Here is a 21,281-nt window from a genome sequence, read left to right as displayed (position 1 = left end):
TCACCGGCGACTTCAACGGCGACGGCCGCACCGACATCATGAACCAAAACACCGCCGGCCAACTCCGCATCTTCCCCTCCACCGGCGACCTCACCGCCGACAACAAACTATTCACCAACTCATACATCGTCGGCGGCGGCTGGACCACGTCATCATACCCACGACTCTTCTAGCTTGACCTTTAACCTGCCGGACGGCGACTCCCGCCGCAGTAGTTAGAGATCACGTTTGGGGCAGCGGTGGGCGGCCAGGCCAGAATCTGGTCGGCCGCCCACCTGAGGCCTACAACTCCCTCGGCACGTCCCGTGTAATGGGCAGGACCAATGCCGACGGGTGCTGCGGATCGTGCAGGACTTCCCGCCATCCGGCTTGCAGGGTGATCGCTGTGCCGAGCGGCTCGCCGGTGCCGGGGTTGCGCGCGTACCGCGGATGGGCCCCGCCACAGATCTGCACCCGCAGTCGGTGACCGACGGCGAACCGGTGAGCCACCGGCCACAACGGCACCGCGACGCGGACCGCGCCCGTCGGATCGGCCGCGAAGGCGGTTGGGCTGACCCGGACCAGCCCATCGCAGATGTTCCAGGAGCGACCCCGACGGTCCACGTCGCAAAGTCGCACGAATACGTCGAGGTGAGCGAGCTCACTTCGGACAAAGACTTCTGCCTCGACCGGTCCGATGACCTCCATCGCCACCGGCAGCGCCGCGCTGGTCCAGGTCAGTACGTCCGGGCGAGCCTCTACCTGCCGGTTGTCGACCGGACCGGCCTGCTGGGCCACCAGCAGCGCGCCCCCCACCGACGGGGTGGGGTCGGCCGGGTCGTACCAGAAACCATCCGGGGCTGAGGCCGGCGACGACGCGGCGCGCAACGCGCCCTCCGGGTGCAGGTACCAGAGAGTGGGCGTGGCTGGGGGTGGCCAGTCCGGCAACTCCCGCCAACCGCCGCCGGAGCCGCCGACGTGCACGCGGACCGGGGCACGAGCTCGCCCCGGGTACCCACCCAGGTGTTCGTCGAGCCAGTCAAGTCCGTCACGGAGCGCGGCGACGAAGAGCCCGGGGCTACCGTGCGTCCACGGCCCGACGATGAGCCGGGGCGCGGCACCGGCGGCTCGCAGGGCCGCGAAGTCGCGCAGCTGGGCGGGGAGGAAGATGTCGTGCCAGCCACCGATCATGGCGACCGGGGCGTCCACCTCGGCGAGCCGGTCGCCGAAGACCCGGGCTTGCCAGTAGGCCGCGTCGGGGGTGTGGTGGCGCAGCCACTCCTGAAAGAAGGGCACGGTCACACCGGTGGCCACCCGGTCCGCCTCGACCAACGGCAGGTGGGACAGGCCGGCGGCGAGCCGGGGCTGGCCGCGCCGGAGTTCCCACTGCCGGGCAAGCCATCCGACGGTTTGCGCCTGCAGCAGTTCGACCCAGGTGAGCACGGTGTCCAGGGCGAAGGACTCACCTGGGTACGTCGAGTCGCGGGTGCCGGAGGCGGTCACCACCGCGACCATCGCCCGCAGGTCCGTCCCGGCGTCGGCGGCGACAGCCCACTGCACGAAGCCCTGGTAGCTGGCACCGAACATGCCGAATGCGCCGTCCCACCAGGGCTGTTGGCGTAGCCAGTCGAGGGTGTCGAGGCCGTCCTCGCGCTCGTGTACCAGCGGGTCGAACTGGCCGTCGGAGCCGCCGGTGCCCCGGCAGGACTGGATCACCACGTGGTAGCCCCGCTCTCCGATGAGCCGGCCGAGCAGCCGCATCGGACCGCCTCGCCCGTACGGGGTACGGATCAGCACCGTGGGTGCGGCCGGGCGGTCCGGGGCGTAGTGGTCGGTACGCAGCGACACGCCGTCGCGAACCCGGACCGGGATGTCCCGGGCCAGGCTGACCCGCCGGGTACGCGGCGGCGGCAGGCGCAACACGGCCGTGGCGGCCCGGGTTGTCAGCGCCGAGAGCATGGCCTCAGCCGTTCGCCCGGCGTGGCTCGGGGCGGGCGGCCCGGACCGCGTCGCGGTGTTCGCGGAGCGTGGCCCGGACGGCCGTCACGAAGCGGTGAACGGTCTCCAACTCGTCGTCGGTGAAGCCGAGCATCACCGCGTCGGTCCGGCGACCGAGCGGTCGGAAGAACTCCCTCGCCACCTCGGCGCCGCGGTCGGCGTAGTGCACCAGGACCTTGCGCCGGTCGGTGGAGGTGCGGTCGCGGCGGACGTGGCCGGCGCGTTCCAGCCGGTCAAGGAGGGCGGTGACCGACCCGGAGGAGAGGTCGAGTTGTTCGCCGAGGCGACCTGGGGTGATCGGGTCGCCTTGAAGTTCGGCGTCCATGACGGCGATCAGGGCCTGCAGGTCGGTGGCGCCCAAGCCGTGCAGGTTGGCGAAGGCGTGGCCGACGTGTTGGGCGTCCACCGCGTACCGCCGGAGCTCGTTGGCGATCTCCGCGATCAGTTGCTCGCGCCGGGTGTCGCGTCGCCGATACATGCCCTGACCTGCCACGTCCCGATTTTCTCCTCGCCCTGGTGGTGTAGTTGCAGCATAGCGGAGAGACCGATAATCTTGGTGATCGAGATACTTGGCAGTCACGTATTCCCGGTGTGAATCACGAGCCCTCATCCCGCCGAGTCCGCGAGGAAACAATGTCCGTCTTCACCCACGTCGCCCGGGGCAGGTGGGCCGCATGGCTCACCGTGGTCACCGCGATCCTCCTCGGTGCCGCCGTCTTCGGGCTGCCGAAACCTGACAATCCCGCCCCCGTCTCCGCCACCGGTCTCTCCGACCAATGGCAGTCCACCCAGGTCGAACGGCTCCAGGAACAGCTGCCCGCCAGCGAGGTCCAGCCGGCTCTCGTCGTCATCAGCCGCGCCGACGGCGGGGCGCTCACCGCCACCGACCAGGAGGCCCTCACCGGACAGAGCAACGAACTACGCCGGTTCGCGGTCAACGGGCAGGTGCCGCCACCGCAGGTCGCCCCGGACGGCTCGGTCGCCCTGATCGCCGTGCCGCTGTCCACCACCGAGGGGCAGGAGCAAACCGTCGAGACCATCGACGAGCTGCGGGCCGCGCTGGCCGACACCCCGGCCGGCCTCACCGTGGAGGTCACCGGGGCACCGGCCTTCACCACCGATCTGACCCGGGTCTTCGACGGCGCGGACAGTACCCTGCTGGCGGTGACCGCCGCCGTGGTGGCGCTGCTGCTGCTGATCACCTACCGCAGCCCGGTCCTCTGGATGGTGCCGCTGGCGGTCGTCGCCGCCACCGAGCAGCTCACCCTGCGCGCGATCGAGACGATCGTGCCGGCGGTCGGGATCAACCTGCAGTCGGGATCCGTCACCGGCATCGCCAGCGTCCTCGTCTTCGGCGCCGCCACCAACTACGCGCTGCTGCTGATCGCCCGCTACCGGGAAGAGCTACGCCGCGAGGCGGACCGCTTCGCGGCGATGCGAACCGCCCTGGGCCGCACCGCAGAACCCATCCTCGCCAGCGGCTCCACCGTCGTCCTCGGCGTTCTCACCCTGCTGCTGTCCGAACAGGAGAACAACCGGGCGCTCGCCGTGGCCTGCGCCACCGGCGTCGTGTTCGCCATGTTCGCCGCGCTCTTCGTGCTTCCGGCCGCCCTGGTGATCTTCGGCCGTGGCCTGTTCTGGCCGTTCGTCCCGCGCCTCGGCAACGCGGCCACCGAGGGACGCCTGTGGGGCCGGCTCGGCAGCGTGGTCCTACGCCGCCCCGCCTCCGTCGCGGCCCTGGCGATGCTGCTGCTGGCCGGTCTCGCCCTCGGCGGCCTGGGCATCCGCACCGGACTGTCGGAAACCGAGCAGTTCCGGGTCGAACCGGAGGCGGTCGCCGGAGCGCAGACCCTGGCCACCGCGTTCCCCGCTGGGACCACCCAGCCGGTCGCGGTGCTCACCACCCCAACCGCCGTTGATGCGGTCACCGCGGCCGCCGCCACGGTTCCCGGCGTCGCCTCAGCCCGACCGGGTAGCGCCGGCGCCACCGTCGCCCAGGTCGACGTGGTGCTGACCGCCGAGCCCGGCACCGCCGCCTCCGACCAGACGGTACGGGAGCTGCGCACGGCGGTCGCCGCCGTACCCGACTCCGCCCCACCCGCGGTTGCCGGCACCGACCCCTTCGACGGAGCCCTGGTCGGCGGCGCCGTCGCCGCCGGCTACGACACCGCCGAGGCCAATACGATGGACCTGCGGCTGATCCTGCCCGTCATCCTGCTGCTGGTCGCCGCCGTCCTGGTACTGCTGCTGCGCGGCCTGCTGGCCCCGGTGCTGCTGGTCCTCAGCGTGATCGCGTCGTTCTTCGCCAGCCTCGGGGCGGCGTGGCTGCTCTTCGACCACGTCCTGGGCTTCCCCGCGCTGGACAGCGGCGTACTTCTCATCGCGTTCGTGTTCCTCGTCGCCCTCGGGGTGGACTACAACATCTTCCTGGTCACCCGGGCTCGGGAGGACGCCCGCCACACCGGGACCCGCGACGGGATGCTCTCAGCTCTCCGGGTTACCGGCGGCGTCATCACCAGCGCCGGGGTGCTACTCGCCGCGGTCTTCGCCGTGCTCGGCGTGCTCCCGCTAATCCTGCTCACCCAGATCGGAGTCATCGTCTGCGTCGGTGTCCTGCTCGACACCCTGCTCGTCCGGACGGTGCTGGTCCCCGCCCTCGTGTTCCTACTCGGCGACCGATTCTGGTGGCCCGGCCGCCCGCCGGCCCTGGCCCACGGGCCGGCCCCGGCCACACCGGCGCCGGTCCCCGCCCACGACTGACGGCCTTGTTCGGGCGCCACCGCACGGGCGTGGCGCCCGAACCGTCAGTACGCGAGACAGACGCATTCGGTCATCAGAGCGCGGACGTTGCCCACGTACCGCGGATTCGGGATGGTGATCGGGCTCTCCCCGCTCGCCACCGCGGCGTGGCCGTAGTTGTAGCTGGCGATCACCGCGTTGAGCAGGCACGAGTCCAGCTCGGCCGAGCACAGCGTGGCGTCCAGCCGGTAGTCACCGTCGAAGTACAGGTCGCCGATGTACTTGGTCAGCCAGGCCAGATAGTTCGCGCCGAGATAGGCGTTGTCGCGGTAGTCCCGCACGTCGTAGTTCTGCCCAAACCGTTGGTTCATCCAGTCGGCGGTCGCCGGCATCACCTGCATCAACCCGATGCCGCCGTCACAGGCGACGATCGTGGACTGCCAGCCGCTCTCCTGCCACGCCGTCGCCTTCACCAAGGCCGACGGAATCCGAATGTCCGGTGCGGAGGTCGGCCAGTACGTCTTCGCCGCGGCGTTGGCAAGTGCCGACCTCATCTGCGTACGGGAAGCCGGCGTGCCCTCGTGGCGGGGTGGGCAGCCAGTCGGTCCCGGCTCCGGAGGCGGAGGTGGGGCCTGCGTCTCCGGTGTGGGTTTCGCCGCGGCTGGAGATGACTCGGCGGCGGTGGGCTTCGATGCGGGCGGAACGCTGGGTGAACTGCTGGGTACGGCGCTACGGCTCGGCGCGTCACCCAACTTCGTCCGCGCGGATGGGGTTGCCGTCGACACCGTCGGCGACGCCTCCGTGGTGCTGCTCTCCACAATCGGTTCGGCCGCCTCCGGAACGTGCTCCCCCGCGCAACCCATGGTTAGCAGCACCACAGCGAGCGCACCTACGCCGATCCGGAGCCCCAACATGTCTCCCCCTCCGACCGACGCAAGGTAGCAGTAGTCGTTGCCTACCGCCGTCCCGTCATCCGCCGGAGACACCCTGTGGCGGGCGCGGGCCCGGCTCGGCTGCCGCCAGGCCCGACTCGGCTGCCGCCAGGCCCGACTCGACTGCCGCCGGGCCCGGCGAGTCGACAGCGTCCGGGGCCACCCCAACCGCCCGGTCCCGAGTCACCCACGCCACCATGAAGACGGCCGTCCACGCCACCCCCAGCAGCACCCCAGAAAGCGCGCTGCTGGCGGTGCTCAGGCCGAGGTAGAGGCGGGCGCCACCGACCCCCACCACACCAACGGCAGCGCCAGTCCAGGCGGCGACCGCGACCGGCCAACGGGCACCCCGGGACAGCAGCCACGCGAGGGTGCACAGACTCGCGGCGATCACGGCGGTCTGGGTTGGAAACAACACCGGCGGGCCGGACCGATCGGGTTGGACCACGTCGGCAGCGACCGCCAGCACGACCAACGGCACGCACGCGCCGACGGTGCCCACCACGCTGAGCAGGTCGGCCCGCCACGGTCGCTGCCGCCAGGCCACCGCCGCCGCCACCACCGACACGAACAGGATCACCACCGGGCCGCGCAACGCCGAAACCGTGGCCAGTGCCACGTCCACCGCCTCCGGTGTACGACGAGCGGCGAACCAGTCGGCGACAACGCCGTCCACCACTGACAGCCCGCTGCGCCGGACCACCGCGCCGAGCACCCAGGCGACGGCGAGCCCGGCCAGGAACAGCAGCAGTAGGCCGGCAACCAGGTTCAGCAGCAACGTCCACCCCGGACCGAGGGAGCGGGCAAGCAGGCCAAAAAGTGCCCCGTAGCGACGGGTCAGCCCGCGTACCGGGGGCAGGCCACCAGCCCGGGACAGCAGCGCCCGTACCGGGTCTGGGTTTCGACCCAGCCAGCGCCCGGCCAGCAACACCGCCAGCACCGCCCCGAGCAGCACCAGGACCGCACCCGTGGCGCGGCCGAGCAGGTGCGAGACGGTCTCGTACGACTCGCCCGCCAGGTTTCCGGCGATCACCGAGCCACCCACCCAGGTCACCACCCCACCCAGGTTCCAGGGCGCGAACCGTCGGTACGGCATCTGCCCTGCCCCGGCCAGCCGGGGCACCAGGGTCCGGGCGAAGGCCACCCAGCGGCCGGTGAAGACCCCCCGGCCCCCCAGTCTTCCGAGCATCGCGTCCGCGCGGCGCCACCGATCTGGCCCGATACGGGCACCGAACCGGCTGGCGCGCAGCCGAGGCCCGTACCGGCGACCGGCGCGGAACGCCACCGCGTCTCCCAGCACACCCGCGGCGATCATCACCAGCAGCGCCGGCCCCAGCGGCAGGGTTCCGGTGTACGTGAGGAATCCGACCAGCAGCAGGGTGGCCTCCCCGGGCATCAACAACCCGAAGATAAGCCCCGTCTCAGCGGCCACGATCAACGCCGCGACCAGCAGGATCAGCCCCGGCGGCAGCTCCTGCAGCCGGCTAAGCAACTCATTCACCCCGGGCCCCTGGTCACGAGGGTCAGCTTGCCAGCGGCCGATCGCGAGTTACAGGCGTTTCGGTAGAGATCCGGGATACCCCTGACCCGCCCGGGGTGACCGGTGACCCCGACGCCGCGCCAAATCCGCGCAGGCGGAAGGATGGAGGTCATGCAGCTTCGCACCGACCTCCGCAACGTCGCCATCATCGCCCACGTCGACCACGGCAAGACCACCCTGGTTGACGCCATGTTGCGGCAGGCTGGCGCCTACGGCGCCCGGGGCGAGGTAACCGAACGGGTGATGGACTCGATGGATCTCGAACGCGAGAAGGGGATCACCATTCTCGCGAAGAACACCGGCGTGCGGTACCTGCCGGCCGACGGCTCCGACCCGGTAACCATCAACATCATCGATACCCCGGGCCACGCCGACTTCGGCGGTGAGGTGGAGCGCGGTCTCACCATGGTTGACGGGGTCGTGCTGCTGGTGGATGCCAGTGAGGGCCCGCTACCGCAGACCCGGTTCGTGCTCCGCAAGGCTCTCCGGGCGCGGATGCCGATCATCCTGGTCATCAACAAGGTGGACCGCCCCGATGCGCGGATCAAGGAGGTCGTGGACGACACCTACGAGCTCTTCCTCGACCTGGACGCCGACGATGCACAGATCGACTTCCCGATCGTCTACGCCTGTGCCCGGGACGGAATCGCCTCCCTCACCCCGCCCGCCGACGGCGCTGTTCCGCAGGACAGCCAGAACCTCGAGCCGTTGTTCCGCACCCTGCTCGACACCATCCCGCCGCCCACGTACGACGAGCAGGCCCCGCTCCAGGCGCACGTCACCAACCTGGACGCCTCGCCGTTCCTCGGCCGGCTCGCCCTGTGCCGGGTCCGGCAGGGCACGATCACCAAGGGCCAGACCGTCGCCTGGTGCCGCACCGACGGCAGCAGCCAGCGGGTGCGCATCTCCGAAATGCTGATGACCGAAGGTCTGGAGAGCAAGCCGGCCGAGTCCGCCGGGCCGGGTGACATCATCGCCGTCGCCGGCATCCCGGAGATCATGATCGGGGAGACGCTCGCCGACGCGGAGGACCCACGGCCGCTGCCGCTGATCACCGTTGACGAGCCGGCCATCTCCATGACCATCGGCACCAACACCTCCCCACTGGTGGGCCGGGCCAAGGGTGCCAAGGTCACCGCGCGGATGGTCAAGGACCGGCTGGACCGGGAACTGATCGGCAACGTCTCGCTGCGGGTCCTGCCGACTGAACGGCCCGACGCCTGGGAGGTACAGGGCCGCGGCGAGCTGGCCCTGGCCATCCTGGTCGAGCAGATGCGCCGCGAGTCCTACGAGTTGACCGTCGGCAAGCCGCAGGTCGTCACCAAGGAGATTGACGGGAAGACCTGCGAGCCGGTGGAGCGGCTGACCATCGACGCGCCCGAGGAGTACCTGGGCGCGATCACCCAGCTGCTGGCCACCCGCAAGGGCCGGATGGAGCAGTTGGTCAACCACGGCACCGGTTGGATCCGGATGGAGTGGCTGGTACCGGCGCGTGGTCTGATCGGATTCCGCACCCAGTTCCTCACCGAAACCCGGGGTACCGGCATCCTGCACCACGTCTTCGAGTCGTACGAGCCCTGGTTCGGCGAGCTACGGACCCGCAACAACGGCTCGCTGGTCGCCGACCGGTCCGGCACCGCCACCTCGTTCGCAATGATGAACCTGCAGGAACGCGGCACCCTCTTCGTGGAGCCGAGCACCGAGGTGTACGAGGGCATGATCGTCGGGGAGAACTCCCGCTCCGATGACATGGATGTCAACATCACCAAGGAGAAGAAGCTCACCAACATGCGCTCGTCGACCGCCGACGAGACGGAGAAGCTGATCCCGCCCCGCAAGCTCTCCCTGGAGCAGGCCCTGGAGTTCTGCCGCGAGGACGAGTGCGTTGAGGTGACCCCGGCCGCGGTGCGGATCCGCAAGGTGCTGCTCGACCAGACGCAGCGGGCCCGGGCGACGGCCCGCCGCAAGCACGCCAGCTGAGGCTACGCCGGGGCGCCGACACCGCGCGACGCGCGGAGGGCGCCCCGGCGTACCAGCTACCCTCAGTAGGTGATCTTCGCCGGCCTCGACGCGCGCCTCGACCGGATGCCCAGCACCGTCTCGACCTACCTGGCTCGCCTCGACGCCACCCCCACCTGGACCCGGCACCCGGACACCACCCACTACGCGGCCAGCACGATGAAGGTGGCCGTGCTGGTGGCGCTCTACCGCGCCCTGGAGGCGGGGCGCCTCACCCCGGACACCGCCGTGCCGGTCCGCAACGAGTTCGACTCGGCCCAGCCCGGCGCCGCTCGGTTCGCCTGCACCCGTCCCGTCCCCAACGACGACGACGTCTGGGACCGGCTCGGCGGTACCGCCCCGCTAGGTTGGCTGGCCGAACGCATGATTGTCCGATCCAGCAACCTCGCCACCAACCTGCTCCTGGAGCAGGTCGGCCTGCCGGCCGTCGCCGATGTCTGGGCCCGGGCCGGAGCCCGGCACAGCAGCACCGGCCGCGGCATTGAGGACTTCGCCGCCCATGCCGCCGGCATCACCAACCCGGTCACCGCCGCCGACCTCGCCGCCCTCCTGCGCGACCTGGCGCTCGGCGCCACCCGGCCCGGCCCACTGGCCACCCCGGAGAGCTGCACCGCCATGCTCGACATTCTCGTCGCGCAGGAGCACCGCGAGGATCTTGCCGCCGGCCTGCCCGCCGGCACCCGGATCGCCCACAAGAACGGCTGGGTACGTGGGGTGCGGCACAGCGTTGGAGTCGTCTACCCCGACGACGCGCCCCCGTACGTCCTCGCCGTCTGCAGCACCGGCGACCACCCCGACCGCAGCCCCGACGAGGAGACCTGCCAGCTCATCGCCGACATCTCCGCCCGCGCCTTCGCCCACCGCCACCAGCTCGGCTGAACGGACCAGTTCGGCTGAACCGGGCCGTCGCCATCTCGGCGGGGCAGCCCAGCTCACCCTGCCACTGTGTAGGTCACTCCAGCAGCCGCGCCCGCAACGCCGCAACCAGTTCGTCGTCCACCCCAAGCCCGTCCCGCAGGTACGACCCGAACGACCCGTACACCCGCCGCGCCTCGTCGTACCCGGCGTCCAGATACTCGTCGCGTACCTCCAGCACCGGCCGCACCGCAGTGACGTCCAGCTCCGGGCTCCGCCGACGCATCCCGGCGAGGAGCACCTCCCGCAGGCTCTCGGTGAGCGCGTTGTTGGCGAGGTAGTCCGCCCGGATCGTGGCCTCGTCCACCCCGAGCGCGTGCAGCAGCACCGCCGTCAACCAGCCGGTGCGGTCCTTCCCGGCTGAGCAGTGGTAGAGCAGGGGCAGGTTCGCCGCCTCCGCCGCCAACCGCACCGCCGCACCGTAGCCGGCCCGCGCCGACTCCCCCGTCACGAACCAGCGGTAGATGGACCGCATCGCCCCCGGAGTGCCCTCCTGGGCCAGTTCCGCATACGCGCTGAGGTCGTGACCGAGCAGCACAGCCGACACATAGGTGAAGACCGGATGCGCCGCGTCGTACACCGGCAGGTGTATCAGTCGAGGTTCTCCCGGCAGCCGGTCCGGCGGGGCCACCGCCACTTCCGTGACATCCCGCAGGTCCACCACACAGGCCGGCATCAGCTTCGCCAACACCGGTAGGTCCTCGTCGGTCAGCCGACCCAGCGCCGGGGTACGCAGCAGCGCCCCGGCACGCACCCGACGGCCCCCCGCACCGACCAGCCCACCGAGGTCACGTGCGTTCGGCGCGCCCACCAGCGCCAGAGCCCGGCCGGTCATTCCGATGTTCCACCCCGCCGGCGGGCTCGTCCGCATCGCACCCGCCTCACTAGTCCACTCGTCCACGCAGCCCCCAATCGCCGGCCGGTCCCCCCTCCAGGGTGCCCGACGACGATCACGGCGGTATACCCCGTCGCGGCGGGCCCGCACCCGCTACCGCGGCCCGTTCGGTCGCGGACCTGGACCAGGTTCTGACGTCGGTCCTCAGTCGCGGACCTGGACCAGGCTCCGACGTCGGTCCCGGGATGACTTCACCAGGCTTGCGACCGTTGCCAGCGTCAAGGTGCCCAAGATGACCGTCAACGAGAGCCAGATCGGGATGTGCGGGGCCCACCCCACGTGCTCGCCTCCGTTGACGAACGGCAGGCTGTTGTCGGCCAGAGCCTCCAGCACCAACTTGACGCCGATGAAGCCGAGCACCGCCGCGAGGCCATAGCTCAGGTAGATCAGCCGGTCCAGCAGGCCACCGAGTAGGAAGTAGAGCTGTCGCAGACCCATCAGAGCGAAGACGTTCGCGGTGAACACCAGGTACGCCTCCTGGGTAATTCCGAAGATCGCCGGGATCGAGTCGAGCGCGAAGATCAAGTCTGTCGTACCGATCGCGATCATCACGACCAGCATCGGAGTGAACAGCCTTCGCCCGTGCTCGTACGTGGTGAGCTTGGCGCCGTCGTAGTCCCGCGAGATCGGCAGCGCCCGACGGCTCCACCGGATCAGGACGTTCTCACTGAAGTCATCCTCATCCGAATCGCCCTGCCGGACGAGATTGATCGCCGTGTAGATAAGGAACGCGCCGAAGATGTAGAAGACCCACGAGAACTGGGAGATCAACGCGGCGCCGGCGGCGATAAAGCCACCGCGCATCAACAACGCGAGTACGATCCCGACAAGCAGGACCTTCTGCTGGTAGGCCCGGGGCACGCCGAAGCGCGCCATGATGATCACAAAGACGAAGAGGTTGTCCACCGAGAGGCTGTACTCGGTGAGCCAACCGGTGTAGAACTGCCCTGCCGCGCTCGGCCCGGAGACGAGCCAGAGCCCCGCACCGAAGATCAGTGCGAGGGCAACGTAGAAGCCGACCCAGAGACTCGACTCACGCACGCTGGGCTCGTGTGGGCGACGACCAATGATCAACAGGTCGATGATGAGAATCGCGGTCAGTGCGACGAGCGTCCCCGCCCACACCAGTCCGGACACGTCCAAGGCTCAACCTCCGGCAGACACGCAACAATCGGCACACCGTACGCCCCCGGAAGGGCGGGTGTGCCGATGACGCCGACTATGGTGACTGTCGGAGGTCTCTTCCGCCACCACCCCTTGCGGGGCGACGACCGACGGAGCCGGGTCAAGTCACCGGGGGCCGGCGATCAACCGTGCTGACGACTCCATCGCGGGGGAATACTCCCCTCCGCCATTCATTGTCGCCCACCTGGCGTAGCCACCGCACGTTGGGCTGCCGGTGTCCCCCTCACGCCCGCCAACTGCCTGGTCGCGGCGGTGAGGCGGGGCACCCGGCACCCGGCACCCGGCACCCGGCACCCGGCACCCGGCACCCGGCACCCGGCACCCGGCACCCGGCACCCGGCACCCGGCATGCATACCGCATCGGACGGCTGTCGAGCTGCCCCACCAAGAAGACCGAGGAGCCCGGATTGGTGGTGGGCGGCCCGATTGCTCGGGGGCCGATCTTGGCTACCCGGACGGTAGGCCGCTCAGCCACCGTGCGAAGCTGCGCGCATGGTGCTCGAAGTCGCATTGATCGACGTACTGCCTGGACACGAAGACGCCTTCACGGCCGCGTACGCCGCGGGACACCCGGTGCTCGCCGGCACGCCCGGCTGCCGCTCGGTCCGGATGACCCGCGGAGTCGAGTCCCCGTCCCGGTTCGTACTACTGGTCGAGTGGGACTCGGTCGAGGCGCACGACCAGAACTTTCGCGCCTCCGACCGATTTGTCCGATGGCGGGAGCTGATCGGCCCGCACTTCGCCAAGCCGCCGCGGGTCGAACACTTCATCGACGTGCCGGGGGGCCGATAGCCACCCGATGATCGGCCCCCAGCGGCTGGGCGGATCGACAATGCCCGGCTGCGACGAAAAAGTCGCAGCCGGCGCTTACGGTGTCCCCGCACGTGCCGGCCGCTGGCCCCGATGCGCTCGGGGGCACCGGGTCCGGTTGGTCGCGCCGTGCCCGCCCGAGTGCCTGCCGCCGGCCTCCCGACCGGCAGCAGGCACTCGCCGCCTCAGGCCGATCGGTCGCGCCGCGCCCACCCAAGTGCACGCCGCCGACCTCTATGACCACGGCAGACACTCGCCTCAGACTTGGTCATGACACCCCCGCGGCATCCATCCCGCGCAGCTCCTTCTTCAATTCCGAGATCTCGTCGCGAATTCGAGCAGCCAACTCGAACTGCAACTCCCGGGCAGCGGCGAGCATCTGGCCATTCAGCTCCTGAATCAGCTCAGCCAGCTCCGCACGGGCCATTCCCTCCCGCGCCGGCCCAGCGGCGGCCCGGCCGCGGCTACGGGTCTCCTTCACCGGTGCCTTGCCGCGAGAGAGCTGCCGGACCGCACCACCAACCCGAGTGTCGGTCTCCTCCGCCTCCCGGTAGATACCGTCGAGAATGTCGTGAATCTTCTTGCGCAGTGGCTCCGGACTGATGCCGTGCGCCTCGTTGTGTGCGATCTGCTTGGCCCGGCGCCGGTTGGTCTCCCCAACCGCCTCCGCCATCGACGGAGTGATCTTATCGGCGTACATGTGCACCTGGCCGGAGACGTTACGCGCCGCCCGCCCGATCGTCTGGATCAGTGACCGGCCGCTGCGCAGAAAACCCTCCTTGTCCGCGTCCAGGATGGCGACCAGAGACACCTCCGGCAGGTCGAGCCCTTCCCGCAGCAGGTTGATACCGACCAACACGTCGTAGTCGCCCTTCCGGAGCTCCCGCAGCAGCTCGACGCGGCGCAGCGTATCCACCTCGGAGTGCAGGTAGCGCACCCGAATGCCGTTCTCCAGGAGGTAGTCCGACAGATCCTCGGCCATCTTCTTCGTCAATGTGGTGACCAGCACCCGCTCATCGCGCTCGGTACGCAACTTGATCTCGTGCATGAGGTCATCGATCTGGCCCTTGGTCGGCTTGACCACTACCTCCGGGTCGACCAAGCCGGTCGGTCGGATGACCTGCTCCACATACTCGCCCTGCGCGTGCTCCAGCTCCCACGAGCCGGGGGTGGCCGAGAGGAAGACCATCTGGCCGACCCGCTCCAGGAACTCGTCAAAGCGCAGCGGCCGATTGTCGGCGGCACTAGGCAGTCGGAAGCCGTGATCGATCAGCATCCGCTTACGGGACGCGTCGCCCTCGTACATCCCGCCGATCTGCGGGATCGTCACGTGCGACTCGTCGACCACGGTGAGGAAGTCATCTGGGAAGTAGTCGAGTAGGCAGTGCGGTGGACTACCGGGCAGTCGGCCGTCGATATGCATCGAATAGTTCTCGATGCCGGAGCAGAATCCGACCTGCCGCATCATCTCGATGTCGTACGTCGTCCGCATCCGCAACCGCTGCGCCTCCAGCAGGCTGCCCCGCTGCTCCAGCTCGGCCAGCCGCTCGCCCAGCTCAGCCTCGATGTCACGGATCGCCCGCTCCATCCGCGCCGGCCCGGCCGCGTAGTGCGTGGCGGGGAAGATCAGTAGGTGGTCAACCTCCCGGACCACATCGCCGGTGAGCGGGTTGAGGTAATAGAGCCGTTCCACCTCGTCTCCGAACAGCTCGATCCGGATCGCCAGCTCCTCGTAGGCGGGAATGATCTCCAAGGTGTCGCCCCGGACCCGGAATGTGCCCCGCTGGAAGGCCATGTCGTTGCGGGTGTATTGAATGTCGACCAGCCGGCGTAGTAGCTGGTCGCGATCCAGCTCCTGACCGATCACCACCCGGACGGCACGGTCCAGGTACTCCTCCGGGGTACCCAGGCCGTAGATCGCCGAGACGGTGGCGACCACCACCACATCGCGGCGGGTGAGCAGCGACATCGTGGCCGAGTGGCGCAGCCGCTCCACCTCCTCGTTGATCGAGGAGTCCTTCTCGATGTAGGTATCGGTCTGCGGGATATACGCCTCGGGCTGGTAGTAGTCGTAGTAGGAGACGAAATACTCAACCGCGTTGTTCGGCAGTAGCTCGCTGAACTCCTTGGCCAGCTGAGCGCAGAGCGTCTTGTTGGGGGCCAACACGAGCGTCGGGCGCTGCAACCGCTCAATCAACCACGCGGTGGTGGCGCTCTTGCCGGTGCCGGTCGCGCCGAGCAGCACCGTGTGCCGATCGCCACGCCGGACCCGCTTCTCCAGATCGTCGATCGCGGCCGGCTGATCACCGGCTGGCTGGAAGTCACTGACGACCTGGAAGCGGCCGTCGAGCCGGGGAATGTCGAGCGCCATGGCCCCACCGTACGCTCGGTGGCCGACACTCCGAGGCGACTATCAATCTTAAATGATCAGCTTCGATGTTTTCATTGTCGGCCCCCACCCGGCGAGCTACGCTTCTCGGGTAAGCCGCTCGCGGCGGCCGACCGGGCCGGCAATGGGCCCAGGACGGCCCCCCACCCCCGGCACGTGGTCGCAGCACCCGCTTTCCGGCGTGCGCACCCGACGTGGTCGCGCTGACCGCGCTGACCGGCCGCCGCGAGCGCACATCCACGCCATCCGAGATGCGGTCGCGCTGGCCACGCTGACCAGCCACCGCAAGCGCACACCGGCGTCACCCACAAGACGCGGTCGCACTGACCACGCTGACCAGCCACCGCAAGCGCACACCCCGCGTCACCCACGACCGGCTGACTCCGTTCAACATCCGTGGAGTCCTCCCCCCGCAACCGCCGTACCCCCCGTTCCCGCCGTACCCCCCGACATCGGTCCACGCCCTCCACCCAGCCCACCTCAACCGCGCCCGACGACCCCCAAACCGGCCAGTTCCCCCGGGTCACCGGCCGCCGCCGGACCGTCCTCCGTACACTCGCCGCGGTAGCCCTGCTCGCCGCCACCGCACTGGTCCTCGGCCTGAGCTGGGTACCCGACCCAGCCGAGTCATCCCGCCGGCCAACCGCCGACGAGCGAACCCGACTCGCTGCGGTACGGGTCACCAACTACCGCGACCTGCGAGCCGGCATACACCTGACGGCGGGGACCGGAGCCGCCCAGACCGACCTGGTCGGCTGGGTCGACTGGTCCCGACCGCTGCTCTACCTCGATTTCGGTGCTCCGGGCGGGGGCACCGAACGGGGGCTGCTCCAGGCAACGCCAGCAGTGCTGCTGCTCCGCCCGACCCCCACCACCCCGGCGCCCCCGTCACCGGCGCCCCCGCCCCTGGTGCCGCCCGCCGACGGGTGGCGGCTGGCCGCACCGCCGACCGCGGACCGCCTCCGTCCACTGCTCGACCTGCTCTTCGCGCTCGCCACCGACCGGGCCGACCCGCCGACCAGGGAGACGGCACAGTGGATCGCCAGTGCCGACGGGACAGACGTCTTCGCCGCGGGGCTACCGCCGGCCCAATCCGGCGCGCCACCCCCGCCCGTCACCGACGTCCACTGGTGGGTGGATCGGGAGGCGCGGCTACACCGACTGGAGGCCCGGCTCCCCGACCTCGGCCCAGTCACCGTACGACTGAACCGCGCCGACCGACCGACGCTACGGCCGGTGGAGGCCCTGGGTGGGCAGGCCGGCACCCCCCGGCCGCTCAGCGCTGCCGAACGCCGCCGCCTGGCGTCACTGCCCACCCAACTCCGCACCGCGGGCGCGGCACGTACCACGCTCACCGCGCTGCTCGGCTCGGCAGCCAACCTCCGCGGGACGGGATGGATCGACTGGAGTCGACGCAGCGCATATCTCGCGGTGGATGACCTTGACGCCGAGCGCCGGCGAACCCTGTTGCGGCACGAACGTGGGCGCACCACCCAAACCGAGCTACCGGCGGCCGTCAACACCGGGGCGGACTCCGGTCAGCCACCGCTGCCCGTCCCCACCACCGGTTGGAAACCCGCCCCCGACGCCGGGCTCGCAGCCCTGCTTGACGCCGCGCTGCGAGCCGCGACCCCTGCGGACGAGGGCACGGCGCGACGGATTCGGAGCGATCGGCTGGCCGGCACCGACCTCGACGTGGTCGAGGTGGTGGCGGCCGTCGGCGAACCGATTCGCTACTGGCTCGACCGGTCCGGGCTCCCCCACCGGCTCCAGTTCTCGACGGCCGCCGGAACATGGGCGCAGGTGGACCTCACCTTCGACGACGAGGTCGCAAGCTGACAGCCGCGAAGCGCACCGACCGCGAGGTGCGCAACGCGGTCACGGCCGCGAGCTCGTTACCGCGGTCCGCCGGGCGAACCCGCTTCCCGGACGTAGAGGCACACCGGCCGCGCCGGGTCGGCACTGCCATGCACCCGTTCCGGCCGGCACGGCGTACCCCGTCCTGTCTCGGGCAGCCGGGGAAACCCTGCGTCCGCGAGCTGTTCGGCCAGCGCTCCGTCCGCGTCACCGAGGCACGGCACGGTGAGCTGGATGTCGATCACGTCCACCGAGTCAAGGTCCGGAACCGCCGTCGCGCCGATGTGATCGATCCGCAGGTCCGCTGGGGTGACAGCGCGGTGGATCCGAGCGGCCAGCCGAGCGTACTGCTCGGGCCAGGTCGGGTCGGCCTCGACGCGCTCAGGCCGGGGCGGCTGGACCGCCCGCCGGTCACGGAGATTGACCGCATAGGGCAGCAGTCGCTCGGCCCAGAGCACGTCGACCGCGTGGTGCAGGTCGTCCCGGGTTCCGTCGTTGGTCAGCACCACATCCGCCGCTGCTCGGCGCCGAGCGTCGTCGGCCTGCGCGGCGATCCGCCGCCGCACCTCGGCCGGCGCCATCCCCCGGTCGCGGGCCAGCCGCTCCAGTCGGATCGACAGGGCCGTCTGCACCACGACCACCAGGTGGTACGTGGGCGCGAGCCCCGACTCGACCAGCAGCGGTACGTCGTTGACGATGACCGCGTCGGGTGGCGCCGCGGCCACCAGCTCAGCCGTGCGGGTCCGGACCCGCGGGTGGATGATCGCCTCCAGGGCGCGGCGGCCCGGTTCGTCGGTGAAGACCAGGGAGCCGAGCACCGCTCGGTCGAGCGCCCCATCCGGGCCGAGCACCCGGTCACCGAAGGTAGCGACGATCTCCGCGAGCCCTTCGGTGCCCGGTGCCACCACCTCGCGGGAAAGCCGGTCGGCGTCCACAATCACTGCGCCCAGCCCCGCCAGCCGGGCCGCTACGGCGCTCTTGCCCGAGCCGATCCCACCGGTCAGTCCCACCATCAACACCGGACCAGTCAACCGGATCAGTCGCCAGCACGCCACACCAGTCCCGGCTTACCACCGTCGGCAGAAACGGCGGGGCCCCGCCCCGGCGATCTGTCGATCGCCGAGACGGGGCCCGTCGTCAGTACCAGCTCCGGTTCGCTGTGGGCGACCCAGAGCCCTCGGATCACTTGCCGCCGGCGAGCTTCTCCCGCAGGGCGGCGAGCGCCTCGTCGGTGGCGAGGGTGCCGGACGGCTCCTCCGCCTGCCGGCTCGGAGCCGCGGTCGTCGTGGTGGTCGGGCCGACGGCCGGCGGGTTGGCGGCAGCCTCGGCGTCGGCGGCACGGGAAGCCTGCACCTGCTTCTGGTGGGCCTCCCAACGCTGACGCGCCTCGGCGTACTGCTGCTCCCAGGTCTCGCGCTGCTTCTCGTAGCCCTCGAGCCACTCGCCCGTCTCGGGGTCGAAGCCCTCGGGGTAGATGTAGTTGCCCTCGGCGTCGTAGGTCGCCGCCATGCCGTAGAGGGTCGGGTCGAAGTGCTCCTCGCCCTCGACGAAGCCCTCGTTGGCCTGCTTGAGCGACAGCGAGATCCGGCGACGCTCCAGGTCGATGTCGATGACCTTGACCATGACCTCGGAGCCAACCTGGACGACCTGCTCCGGGATCTCCACGTGGCGCTCGGCCAGCTCGGAGATGTGGACCAGGCCCTCGATGCCGTCGTCCACCCGGACGAACGCGCCGAACGGCACCAGCTTGGTGACCTTACCGGGCACGATCTGCTGGATCGCGTGGGTGCGGGCGAACTGACGCCACGGGTCCTCCTGGGTCGCCTTCAGCGACAGCGAGACCCGCTCGCGGTCCAGGTCGACGTCGAGAACCTCGACCTCGACCTCCTGGCCCACCTCGACCACCTCGGACGGGTGATCGATGTGCTTCCAGGACAGCTCGGAGACGTGCACCAGGCCATCCACGCCGCCCAGGTCAACGAAGGCGCCGAAGTTGACGATCGAGGAGACAACGCCCTTCCGGACCTGCCCCTTCTGCAGCTTGTTGAGGAACTCGGTACGCACCTCAGACTGCGTCTGCTCGAGCCAGGCCCGGCGGGACAGGACCACGTTGTTGCGGTTCTTGTCCAGCTCGATGATCTTGGCCTCGAGCTCGCGGCCGACGTACGGCTGGAGGTCACGCACCCGGCGCATCTCGACCAGGGAGGCCGGCAGGAAGCCGCGCAGCCCGATGTCGAGGATGAGGCCACCCTTGACCACCTCGATGACCGAGCCACGGACCACGCCGTCCTCGTCCTTGATCTTCTCGATCGTGCCCCAGGCGCGCTCGTACTGCGCCCGCTTCTTCGAGAGGATCAGCCGCCCCTCCTTGTCCTCCTTCTGGAGAACAAGAGCCTCAATGTGGTCACCGACCGAGACGACCTCGGCGGGGTCCACGTCGTGCTTGATCGACAGCTCCCGAGAGGGGATGACGCCCTCGGTCTTGTAGCCGATGTCGAGCAGGACCTCGTCCCGATCGACCTTGACGACGGTGCCTTCGACAATGTCGCCGTCATTGAAGTACTTGATGGTCTCGTCGATCGCGGCGAGGAAAGCCTCTTCGCTTCCGAGATCGTCGACGGTGACCTTGGTGGCGCTCGAGGGGGCCTCGATGCTGCTCGTCATGTGGGCGGTTGCTCCGGTCGGATGGTTGTCATCACGGATGTGAGCCGCGTTGACCTGTTCGCGCAAACGGACCCGCCGCCGGACACACCGAACGATCACTGCGCGGGATCATGATGTGGCTCCGTCGACCGCGCACCTGCTCCCTACCGAGGCACACAATCCGCGAGCGCGTCGTCTAGCCTACCCTCTGCATTACCACAGCGTGCAAGGCCTCCCACCCGCTCACCATCGCGCCACCTGCGAAAGCGGATTATCGTCGAATAACGCGCCCGGCCTGTCACCCGAATCACACCGCCCCCACCGGCACCAGCCCCACCGGGCCCGCCCCCACGACACCCAGCCAGCGGATGCGCGCTGCCAGCCCCGACGGCCGCGCCCTCGCCCACCCCTTCAAAACCACGTCCGGGCCGCTAGATCATCAGATGGCGGGCCGCACGGGCATCAGGTGCCGGGCCGCTCGGCGACGAAGATGGCCGTGCCCGGGATCAGCCGGCCCCGCAACGGGCTCCACTGCCCCCAGACTTCTTCGTGCCCCGGCGGCCATTCGGGCTCCACCAGGTCGCGAAGGACGAAACCGGCAGCAGTCAGTTCCCGGATCCGATCCCCGACGGTGCGGTGTGCCTCGATGTAGGTCGGCACCCCCGCCGAATCCTCTTCGACATAGGGACGGCGGTCGAAGTAGGAGTGCACCGCGACCAGGCCGTCCTCGCCGGCGTCATCCAAGAAGACCCAACGCAGCGGATGGGTAACCGCGAAGATCCAGGCTCCACCGGCACGCAGCACCCGGAACACCTCGCGCATCAGCGTCGCCGAGTCCGCGACAAACGGAACCGCACCAAACGCGGAATGCACGGTGTCGAAGACGCCCGACTCGAACGGCAACGCCAGGGCATCGGCCTGCACGAGTGGCACCTGCACACCCGAGCGCTCGGCGACCAGCTTGGCCTGCCGCAACATGCCGGCGGACAGGTCGAGCGCCGTAACCTTCGCTCCCTGCCCGTCCAGCCAACGGGACCCTGCGGCCGCGCCACAACCCAGCTCCAGAACCCGAGTCCCGCCTACGGCACCGAGCAGCCTCGCCTCCGCCTCCCGTAACCCCTCGGGACACCACACGAGATCAACATCTCCGAGGAACGCGCCGTGCTCCGCCTGATAGCTATCCGCGTCGTGATCCCACCACCGTCGGCTCGCCGCCCGCCCCTCAGCTGCTGACACCACACGTCGGGTGATCGCCGGTTCGGACTGCTGCATCCTGCCAACGGTACGGATCGTGGCAACCCGCGTTCGCAGCGGCCGTCGTTTTCATCCAAGACCCCGACGGTGGCGGCTGCCTAGCATGGGCGGCGCGCCCCACCACGG

Annotated in this window: 16 protein-coding genes; 6 read left to right on the top strand and 10 right to left on the bottom strand. The window is 69.9% G+C overall.

Annotated features, from left to right (window positions below):
* Positions 1-282: 282 nt before the first annotated feature.
* Both B116_RS0117285 and B116_RS0117280 read right to left on the bottom strand, forming a co-directional pair.
* Positions 283-1,938 (bottom strand): CocE/NonD family hydrolase, encoded by a 1,656-nt coding sequence (locus B116_RS0117285; protein WP_027660791.1) that lies wholly within the window; start codon positions 1,936-1,938, stop codon positions 283-285.
* A 4-nt stretch (positions 1,939-1,942) separates the two neighbouring features.
* The gene (locus B116_RS0117280) at positions 1,943-2,455 is read right to left on the bottom strand and encodes a MarR family winged helix-turn-helix transcriptional regulator (RefSeq protein WP_033667701.1); all 513 of its coding nucleotides are present in this window, start codon (positions 2,453-2,455) and stop codon (positions 1,943-1,945) included.
* A gap of 155 nt (positions 2,456-2,610) precedes the next feature.
* On the opposite strand from B116_RS0117280, the gene B116_RS0117275 reads away from it, so the two are divergent.
* Positions 2,611-4,737: an MMPL family transporter gene (locus B116_RS0117275; protein WP_027660789.1), complete on the top strand. Its 2,127-nt coding sequence runs from the start codon at positions 2,611-2,613 to the stop codon at positions 4,735-4,737.
* Positions 4,738-4,781: 44 nt separating this feature from the next.
* On the opposite strand, the gene B116_RS29135 is transcribed toward B116_RS0117275, so the two are convergent.
* A complete protein-coding gene (locus B116_RS29135; protein ID WP_018724402.1) occupies positions 4,782-5,189 on the bottom strand; it encodes a lytic transglycosylase domain-containing protein in 408 nt (135 codons plus the stop codon).
* Between the two features lie 19 nt (positions 5,190-5,208).
* On the opposite strand from B116_RS29135, the gene B116_RS29130 reads away from it, so the two are divergent.
* On the top strand, positions 5,209-5,658 hold the full coding sequence (locus tag B116_RS29130) for a hypothetical protein (RefSeq protein WP_026322110.1): 450 nt from the start codon (positions 5,209-5,211) through the stop codon (positions 5,656-5,658).
* 27 nt (positions 5,659-5,685) lie between these two features.
* Here the strand turns inward: B116_RS29130 and B116_RS0117260 are convergent, their stop codons facing one another.
* Positions 5,686-7,149 (bottom strand): DedA family protein, encoded by a 1,464-nt coding sequence (locus tag B116_RS0117260; protein WP_027660788.1) that lies wholly within the window; start codon positions 7,147-7,149, stop codon positions 5,686-5,688.
* A 150-nt stretch (positions 7,150-7,299) separates the two neighbouring features.
* On the opposite strand from B116_RS0117260, the gene typA reads away from it, so the two are divergent.
* Both typA and B116_RS0117250 read left to right on the top strand, forming a co-directional pair.
* Positions 7,300-9,168, top strand: coding sequence for a translational GTPase TypA (gene typA, locus B116_RS0117255; protein WP_026322111.1), 1,869 nt, complete (start codon positions 7,300-7,302; stop codon positions 9,166-9,168).
* Between the two features lie 69 nt (positions 9,169-9,237).
* On the top strand, positions 9,238-10,086 hold the full coding sequence (locus B116_RS0117250) for a serine hydrolase (protein WP_027660787.1): 849 nt from the start codon (positions 9,238-9,240) through the stop codon (positions 10,084-10,086).
* A 73-nt stretch (positions 10,087-10,159) separates the two neighbouring features.
* Here the strand turns inward: B116_RS0117250 and B116_RS0117245 are convergent, their stop codons facing one another.
* Together B116_RS0117245 and B116_RS0117240 are read right to left on the bottom strand one after the other, a co-directional pair.
* Positions 10,160-10,957 (bottom strand): tyrosine-protein phosphatase, encoded by a 798-nt coding sequence (locus tag B116_RS0117245; protein WP_018724407.1) that lies wholly within the window; start codon positions 10,955-10,957, stop codon positions 10,160-10,162.
* A 204-nt stretch (positions 10,958-11,161) separates the two neighbouring features.
* Positions 11,162-12,160: a TerC family protein gene (locus B116_RS0117240; RefSeq protein ID WP_026322112.1), complete on the bottom strand. Its 999-nt coding sequence runs from the start codon at positions 12,158-12,160 to the stop codon at positions 11,162-11,164.
* Between the two features lie 534 nt (positions 12,161-12,694).
* On the opposite strand from B116_RS0117240, the gene B116_RS0117235 reads away from it, so the two are divergent.
* Positions 12,695-12,994, top strand: a complete 300-nt coding sequence (locus tag B116_RS0117235) for an antibiotic biosynthesis monooxygenase family protein (RefSeq protein WP_027660786.1) — start codon at positions 12,695-12,697, stop codon at positions 12,992-12,994.
* A gap of 286 nt (positions 12,995-13,280) precedes the next feature.
* Here the strand turns inward: B116_RS0117235 and uvrB are convergent, their stop codons facing one another.
* Positions 13,281-15,383: an excinuclease ABC subunit UvrB gene (gene uvrB / locus B116_RS0117230; RefSeq protein ID WP_027660785.1), complete on the bottom strand. Its 2,103-nt coding sequence runs from the start codon at positions 15,381-15,383 to the stop codon at positions 13,281-13,283.
* A gap of 414 nt (positions 15,384-15,797) precedes the next feature.
* Between uvrB and B116_RS0117225 the strand changes: the two genes are divergently transcribed.
* Positions 15,798-17,240 (top strand): hypothetical protein, encoded by a 1,443-nt coding sequence (locus B116_RS0117225; RefSeq protein WP_027660784.1) that lies wholly within the window; start codon positions 15,798-15,800, stop codon positions 17,238-17,240.
* A gap of 56 nt (positions 17,241-17,296) precedes the next feature.
* Here B116_RS0117225 and coaE read toward each other — a convergent pair whose 3' ends face one another.
* The 3 genes from coaE to B116_RS0117210 all read right to left on the bottom strand — a co-directional run bounded on the left by coaE (position 17,297) and on the right by B116_RS0117210 (position 21,173).
* Entirely contained in the window at positions 17,297-18,277 is a 981-nt protein-coding gene (coaE, locus tag B116_RS0117220; protein ID WP_188116042.1) for a dephospho-CoA kinase, read from the bottom strand.
* A 163-nt stretch (positions 18,278-18,440) separates the two neighbouring features.
* Complete coding sequence (gene rpsA / locus B116_RS0117215; protein WP_018724413.1) at positions 18,441-20,021, bottom strand: 30S ribosomal protein S1; 1,581 nt, start codon at positions 20,019-20,021, stop codon at positions 18,441-18,443.
* A 342-nt stretch (positions 20,022-20,363) separates the two neighbouring features.
* Positions 20,364-21,173: a class I SAM-dependent methyltransferase gene (locus B116_RS0117210; protein WP_027660782.1), complete on the bottom strand. Its 810-nt coding sequence runs from the start codon at positions 21,171-21,173 to the stop codon at positions 20,364-20,366.
* Between the last annotated feature and the right edge of the window lie 108 nt (positions 21,174-21,281).

The sequence above is a fragment of the Salinispora fenicalii genome (assembly GCF_000514815.1).
In the GTDB taxonomy this organism is placed as follows: Bacteria; Actinomycetota; Actinomycetes; order Mycobacteriales; family Micromonosporaceae; genus Micromonospora; species Micromonospora fenicalii.
This window is presented reverse-complemented; position numbering and strand designations above follow the sequence as displayed.